Origin of the sequence: Streptomyces sp. NPDC006798, assembly GCF_040635975.1 — a bacterium.
GTDB lineage: Bacteria > Actinomycetota > Actinomycetes > Streptomycetales > Streptomycetaceae > Streptomyces.
The window spans coordinates 1-7,291 of the sequence record NZ_JBEYIS010000107.1; the positions used below are offsets into that span (position 1 = coordinate 1).

General features: G+C 72.4%; 5 protein-coding genes. All 5 read right to left on the bottom strand.

Going from position 1 to position 7,291, the window contains the following annotated elements:
- Window positions 1–91: 91 nt before the first annotated feature.
- The 5 genes from ABZ714_RS34640 to ABZ714_RS34660 all read right to left on the bottom strand — a co-directional run bounded on the left by ABZ714_RS34640 (window position 92) and on the right by ABZ714_RS34660 (window position 6,772).
- On the bottom strand, window positions 92–469 hold the full coding sequence (locus ABZ714_RS34640) for an NTP pyrophosphohydrolase (protein WP_358829348.1): 378 nt from the start codon (window positions 467–469) through the stop codon (window positions 92–94).
- A 76-nt stretch (window positions 470–545) separates the two neighbouring features.
- Complete coding sequence (locus tag ABZ714_RS34645; RefSeq protein WP_358829349.1) at window positions 546–2,675, bottom strand: 3-hydroxyacyl-CoA dehydrogenase NAD-binding domain-containing protein; 2,130 nt, start codon at window positions 2,673–2,675, stop codon at window positions 546–548.
- Window positions 2,672–3,889 (bottom strand): acetyl-CoA C-acyltransferase, encoded by a 1,218-nt coding sequence (locus ABZ714_RS34650; protein ID WP_358829350.1) that lies wholly within the window; start codon window positions 3,887–3,889, stop codon window positions 2,672–2,674. The genes ABZ714_RS34645 and ABZ714_RS34650 overlap by 4 nt, the downstream gene beginning before the upstream one ends.
- Before the next feature lie 846 nt (window positions 3,890–4,735).
- Window positions 4,736–6,028 (bottom strand): ribonuclease D, encoded by a 1,293-nt coding sequence (locus ABZ714_RS34655; protein WP_358829351.1) that lies wholly within the window; start codon window positions 6,026–6,028, stop codon window positions 4,736–4,738.
- 78 nt (window positions 6,029–6,106) lie between these two features.
- Window positions 6,107–6,772: a response regulator transcription factor gene (locus ABZ714_RS34660; protein WP_358829352.1), complete on the bottom strand. Its 666-nt coding sequence runs from the start codon at window positions 6,770–6,772 to the stop codon at window positions 6,107–6,109.
- Window positions 6,773–7,291 lie beyond the last annotated feature (519 nt).

Genomic DNA, 7,291 nt, shown 5'->3' on the forward strand with positions numbered 1-7,291 from the left:
GCCAGGCGCAGGGGGCCGTAGGCGACCGACGACAACGCGGCGAGGCGCGGTGCCAGGGCACGCGAGCCCAGCAAGATCCGTCAGACACGCCCTAGACGGGCCCGTAGACCGTACGCGGGCCGACGCAGGAGCCGCCCGCCCGGGCGACCCGCTCCCGCAGTCCCCGGTCCGCCGTCACCACCACACAGGGCCGCAGCTCCGACTCGGCGGCCACCAGCTCCGCGATCCGGTCGTCGCCGCTGCCGGGCGCCTCGTCCACCCGGACGCCCGGCACCGGGGCGACCCCGCGGGCAGCGCCCTCCACGACCAGCACCACCTCCAGCGGCCCCGGACGGCCCGCCACGCCCTCGGCGGCGTACCGGACCAGCCGGTCCCGCAGCCGTTCGGCGGCGCCGCGCCGGTCGCGCCACCAGCCGTCGGGCACCGAGCCCACGACATTCGCGCCGTCGACGATCAGCAGAGTCACCATGCGGGTCCCATCGGAATCGGGAAAACGGCCGAGGGGCCGTACGGAGAATCTCCGTACGGCCCCTTGGTACACCAGGTCAGGCGGGGACGCTCGCCGTTCCCGGAGCCAGGAACGGCTTGCCGTTGACCCGCTCGGAGACGCCCGCGCGGTCCAGATACGGGGTGATGCCGCCCAGGTGGAACGGCCAGCCCGCGCCCGTGATCAGACACAGGTCGACGTCCTGCGCCTCGGCCACCACGCCCTCGTCGAGCATCAGCCCGATCTCCTGGGCGACGGCCGCCAGCACCCGGGCCCGTACCTGCTCCTCGGTCAGCACCGAATCGCCCTGTACCAGCAGCGCCGCGACCTCCGGGTCCAGCTCCGGCTTCCCGGAGTCGTAGACGTAGAAGCCCCGCTTGCCCGCCGCGACCACGGCCGCCAGGTTCGGCGAGACCGTGAAGCGGTCCGGGAACGAGCGGTTGAGGGTCTCGGAGACATGCAGCCCGATCGCCGGGCCGACCAGCTCCAGCAGGACCAGCGGCGACATCGGCAGACCCAGCGGCTCGACCGCCTTCTCGGCGACCGGGACCGGGGTGCCCTCGTCGATCACGTTCTGGATCTCGCCCATGAAGCGGGTCAGGATCCGGTTGACCACGAACGCCGGGGCGTCCTTGACCAGGACGGCCGTCTTCTTCAGCTGCTTCGCCACCGCGAACGCCGTCGCCAGCGAGGCGTCGTCCGTCCGCTCACCGCGGACGATCTCCAGCAGCGGCAGGATCGCCACCGGGTTGAAGAAGTGGAAGCCGACCACCCGCTCCGGGTGCTTCAGCTCGGCCGCCATCTCGGAGACCGAGAGGGAGGAGGTATTGGTCGCCAGGATCGCGTGGGCCGGGGCGACCGCCTCCACCTCCGCGAAGACCTGCCGCTTGACGCCCATCTCCTCGAAGACGGCCTCGATCACGAAGTCGGCGTCGGAGAAACCTTCCGCCTTGTCGAGGACGCCGGTTACCAGGGCCTTCAGCCGGTTGGCCTTGTCCTGGTTGATCCGGCCCTTGCCGAGCAGCTTCTCGATCTCGGCATGGACATAGCCCACGCCCTTGTCGATCCGCTCCTGGTCGATGTCGGTCAGTACGACCGGCACCTCCAGGCGGCGCAGGAACAGCAGCGCCAGCTGGGACGCCATCAGACCGGCACCCACCACACCGACCTTGGTGACCGGCCGGGCCAGCGCCTTGTCCGGCGCGCCCACCGGGCGCTTGCCCCGCTTCTGCACCAGGTTGAAGGCGTAGAGACCGCTGCGCAGCTCACCGCCCATGATCAGATCGGCCAGCGCCCCGTCCTCGGCGTCGAACCCGGCCTGGACGTCACCGTCCTTCGCGGCGGCCAGGATGTCCAGCGCCCGGTAGGCGGCGGGGGCGGCGCCGTGCACCTTGGCGTCGGCGATCGCCCGGCCCCGGGCCACGGCCGCGTCCCACGCCTCGCCCCGGTCGACCGGAGCGCGCTCCACCACGGTGTCGCCCTTGAGTACCGAGGCCGTCCAGAGCAGCGACTGCTCCAGGAAGTCGGCGCCGTCGAAGATCGCGTCGGCGATCCCCAGCTCGAAGACCTGCGGGCCCTTCAGCTGACGGTTCTGGTTGAGCGCGTTCTCGATGATCACCTTCACCGCGCGGTCGGCGCCGATCAGATTCGGCAGCAGCGCGCAGCCGCCCCAGCCGGGCACCAGACCGAGGAAGACCTCGGGCAGCGAGAAGGCCGGGATCGACCGGGAGACCGTACGGTACGAGCAGTGCAGGCCGACCTCGACGCCGCCGCCCATCGCCGCGCCGTTGTAGTAGGCGAAGGTGGGGACGGCGAGCCCGGCGAGCCGCTTGAAGACGTCATGGCCGCTTCTGCCGATCGCCAGCGCGTCCTCGTGGCGGCGCAGCAGCTCGACGCCCTTGAGATCGGCGCCCACGGCGAAGATGAACGGCTTGCCGGTGAGCCCGGCGCCGACGATGGAACCCGCCGCCGCCTCGGCCTCGACCTGGTCGATCGCCGCGTCCAGATTGGCCAGCGACCGGGGGCCGAAGGTGGTCGGCTTGGTGTGGTCGAGCCCGTTGTCCAGGGTGATCAGGGCGAATCGCCCGGCGCCGTACGGCAGCTCCAGATGGCGTACGTGCGCGCTGGTGACGACCTCGTCCGGGAACAACTCGGCCGCGCCCTTCAACAGTTCGGCGGTGGTGCTCACTTGTCCCCCTCGAAGTGCGGGTTCTCCCAGATGACGGTGGCGCCCATGCCGAAGCCGACGCACATGGTGGTGAGGCCGTAACGGACCTCGGGCCGCTCCTCGAACTGCCGGGCCAGCTGCGTCATCAGCCGGATACCGGAGGAGGCCAGCGGGTGCCCGAAGGCGATCGCGCCGCCGTACTGATTGACCCTCGGATCGTCGTCGGCGATGCCGTAGTGCTCCAGGAACGCCAGCACCTGGACCGCGAACGCCTCATTGATCTCGAAGAGGCCGATGTCCCCGATCGACAGGCCCGCCTGGGCCAGCGCCTTCTCGGTGGCCGGAATCGGGCCGTAGCCCATCACCTCCGGCTCCACCCCGGCGAAGGAGTACGCCACCAGCCGCATCTTCACCGGCAGCCCGTGCTCCCGGGCGAACTCCTCGGACGCGACGATCGCGGCGGTGGCACCGTCGTTCAGCCCGGCGGCGTTGCCCGCGGTGACCCGGCCGTGGGTCCGGAACGGGGTCTTCAGCCCGGCCAGGTTCTCCAGGGTCGTCCCCGGCCGCATCGGCTCGTCCTCGGTGGCCAGCCCCCAGCCGGTCTCCCCGCCCTCGGGGCTGGTCCGGCGGATCGCGATCGGCACCAGATCCTGCTGGATCTTCCCGTCCGCGTACGCCTTCGCCGCCTTCTCCTGCGACCGTACGGCGAACTCGTCGGCACGGCGCTTGGTGATCGACGGGTAGCGGTCGTGCAGGTTCTCCGCCGTCATGCCCATGAAGAGGGCGGACTCGTCCACCAGCTTCTCCGAGACGAACCGGGGGTTGGGGTCGACGCCCTCACCCATCGGATGCCGCCCCATGTGCTCCACACCGCCCGCGATGACGGCGTCGTACGCGCCGAAGGCGATCGACCCGGCGGTCGTCGTCACGGCGGTCAGCGCGCCCGCGCACATCCGGTCCACCGAGTAGCCCGGCACGGACGCCGGCAGCCCGGCCAGGATGCCGGCGGTCCGGCCGATCGTCAGCCCCTGGTCACCGATCTGCGTCGTGGCCGCGATGGCGACCTCGTCGACCTTCGCCGGATCGAGGGCGGGATTGCGGCGCAGCAGCTCCCGAATGGCCTTCACGACCAGGTCGTCGGCGCGGGTCTCGTGATAAATGCCCTTGGGGCCCGCCTTGCCGAACGGGGTGCGGACGCCGTCGACGAAGACGACGTCCCTGAGGCTACGAGGCACGATGGCTCTCCTCCAGGTGCGGGATGGCACTGCTGCGGGGCGCGCGACTGAGCGTGCGCTTGGGCCCCATGCTACTTGCGGGTAACTCGGGTGCCCAGTCCTTGCCCTGCGAGCGGCGTCACATTCCCCCGGGGGCGCCCCCGGGACCCGGTCCGCGACGAACCCGGCCGCGCCGGGCGTGTCCCCGCCTGTGGTTGTTCGCGCGGTTCCGCCCCCTATGCATTCGGCGCTGCGGGACCCCCAGCGCCTTGCCCCTCCGGGTGAGGTCCACGCCGTCCGCCCAGCGGGGCGAATGCTGCCGGGCGACCGCGCCCGGTCGGTGGCTTGTCGCGCAGTTCCCCGCGCCCCTGGGTCCCCTCCTGACCGCCCTCGGGAAGGGGGGCGCCCTCCGGGCGGGGGACATAGTGCCTCCTCTGGAGGTGTTTCGACTGCGACCAGCCAGCCACCGGCCAGCAGGTGGACCGCCGACACCAGGTTGCTCCCTTCCCCTCCCCGGGACGGGCTTCAGCACCAGGGGGCAGGTGCGGTCTGCGTGGTCGGGGGGTGCGGGGTCGCCCCCTGGGGGTCCCCCCCAAAGGCGGCTTTGGGGGAGGACGGCGGAAAAAGCCGGGTCTCCTGAACAGGTGCCCCACTTCCGCCGTCCGTGAGGAGGTGAGCCCGGAGGCCACCGACCCTCCCGACGCTGCACAAGTACGCCCGCATACCGCTGGAGCGACGGTCACATCTTCAACAGCCCCGCCGGCGCCTGAGGCGCGAACGGCCCCGCCTGGGCACAGGCAACCCCACATCCCGGGCCCGGGGACCACGCACCCCACAGCGGGAGGCAACCCCGCGGGAGGCGTCCCGTCAGGGCGGGGTGAGTGCCGTCGTCAGCGGGGGTGTGACCAGCGTCGTCTGCCAGGCGCGCGCTCCCAGTGCCGTCAGCGCCGCCGCGACCGTCTCCGGCGTGATCTCCCGCGGCGGCTCCCAGCAGACCCGCCGTACCGTGTCCGGTGAGATCAGGTTCTCCTGCGGCAGGTTCAGCTCCTCCGCCAGCGCCGTGATCGCGGTGCGCGCCGCGGAGAGCCGGGCGGCCGCCGCCGGGTCCTTGTCGGCCCAGGCCCTCGGCGGCGGGGGGCCCGCCAGCTGCTGGCCGGGCTGCGGCAGTTCGGAGTCGGGGAGGGCGCGGGCCCGGTCGACGGCGGACTGCCACTGTTCGAGCTGGCGGCGGCTCATCCGGCTGCCGAAGCCCGCGACCCCGGCGAGGGCGTGGGCGTTCGGCGGCAGGGCGAGTGCCGCTTCGACGATGGCGGCGTCGCCGAGGACCTTGCCGGGGGAGACGTCGCGCCGCTGGGCGATCCGGTCCCGGGTGTTCCACAGTTCCCGGACGACGGCCATCTGGCGGCGGCGCCGTACCTTGTGCATTCCGGACGTCCGGCGCCACGGGTCCTTGCGCGGCGGGGGCGGCGGTGCCGTGGCGATGGCGTGGAACTCCTGGTGGGCCCAGTCGAGCTTGCCCTGGCGGTCGAGTTCCTTCTCCAGGGCGTCGCGGAGGTCGATCAGCAGTTCGACGTCGAGGGCGGCGTACCGCAGCCAGGGCTCGGGCAGCGGCCGGGTGGACCAGTCGACGGCGGAGTGGCCCTTCTCCAGGGCGTACCCGAGGACGGATTCGACCATCGCGCCGAGTCCGACCCGGGGGAATCCGGCGAGCCGGCCCGCGAGCTCGGTGTCGAAGAGGCTGGTGGGGACCATGCCTATTTCGCGCAGGCAGGGGAGGTCCTGGGTGGCGGCGTGCAGGATCCACTCGGTGCCGGAGAGTGCCGTGCCGAGCACGGAGAGGTCGGGGCAGCCGACGGGGTCGATCAGGGCGCTGCCCGCGCCTTCGCGGCGCAGCTGGACGAGGTAGGCCCGCTGTCCGTAGCGGTAGCCGGAGGCCCGCTCGGCGTCGACGGCGACGGGGCCCGTCCCGGCCGCGAACGCGGCTACGACGGCCGCGAGCGCCTCGGCGTCGGCGACCACCGGGGGGATGCCCTCGCGGGGCTCCAGCAAGGGGGTGGGCGTCTCTCGGGGGTCTTGCTCGGCTGCGACGCCGGCGTCCGGGGGAGCGCCCCCGGCGGTTCGCAGTGCGGTCTCTGCTGCGGGGTTATGGGCGTCGGTCACGTGTCAAGGGTATCCGTGAACGCGGCGAGCCTGTCGCCGGAAACGATCCGTCGACAGGCGCGCGCGGGAGTGAAGGGGTCAGTGGATGATGCCCGTGCGCAGGGCGACCGCCACCATGCCCGCCCGGTCGCCGGTGCCGAGCTTGCGGGCGATCCGGGCCAGGTGGCTTTTCACGGTGAGTGCGGACAGGCCCATGGAGACGCCGATGGCCTTGTTCGACTGGCCCTCCGCAACCAGCCGCAGGACCTCGACCTCGCGGCCGGACAGCTCGCGGTAGCCCCCGGGGTGGCTGGGGGTGCCCGGCGGGCGGCGGTGGCCGAGCCGGGCGGCGGCGGCGCCGATGGGCGCGGCTCCCGGCCGGGTGGGGTGGCCGATATTGGTCCTGGTGCCGGTGACGACATAGCCCTTGACGCCGCCCGCGAGGGCGTTGCGTACGGCGCCGATGTCGTCGGCGGCGGAGAGCGCGAGGCCGTTGGGCCAGCCCGCGGCGCGGGTCTCGGAGAGGAGGGTGAGGCCGGAGCCGTCGGGCAGGTGGACGTCGGCGACGCAGATGTCGCGGGGATTGCCGATCCGGGGGCGGGCCTCGGCGATGGACGAAGCCTCGATGACGTCCCGGACTCCGAGCGCCCACAGGTGGCGGGTGACGGTGGACCGGACGCGGGGGTCGGCCACCACGACCATCGCGGTCGGCTTGTTCGGACGGTAGGCGACCAGGCTGGCGGGCTGCTCGAGAAGGACGGACACCGGGCTCCTCCTGGGGGGAAGGTGCGGGGACGGGGCCGGCTCGGGGATATAGCCGGGGCGTTCCGTGAAGTTAGGGTCATTGACCTCTTCGGCAGCCCGTCCGGTGTCCTTTAGGAAATGATCACGATCCAGTGAGTAAATTGGTGCAATTCGGACAGGCGATCGACTCTTCGGGGTGACTTCGGGCCTGGCTCGGGAGGGCGGCGCGCTTCCTGGCCGCGCCTGGCCGGGAACGTCGGTGCCGTACGCGCCCGCGGGCCGTCATGGGCTGGTCGCGCGCCTTCGGCAATGGGGCCCGGCGCCTCGGCCCTCCGGGGCACCGCCCCGACTGCCCGGGCCGCGCCCGGCGGCTGATTCCCGTTCGCGGTCTGCCGCCCGTCCGTGGTTTGTCGCGCGGTTCCGCCCCTATGCCTTCGGCGATGGACTACACCAGCCGCTGGGGCGCCCAGCACTGGCAGAAGCCCTTCACCTCGAAGAACCGAAAGACCACCCGTCACGATGCCGCGAGCATCGCGATCG

Excerpts from the sequence above, each read along its gene's own strand:
- ABZ714_RS34640 (WP_358829348.1), bottom strand. The coding sequence starts at position 469 with ATGGTGACTCTGCTGATCGTCGACGGCGCGAATGTCGTGGGCTCGGTG.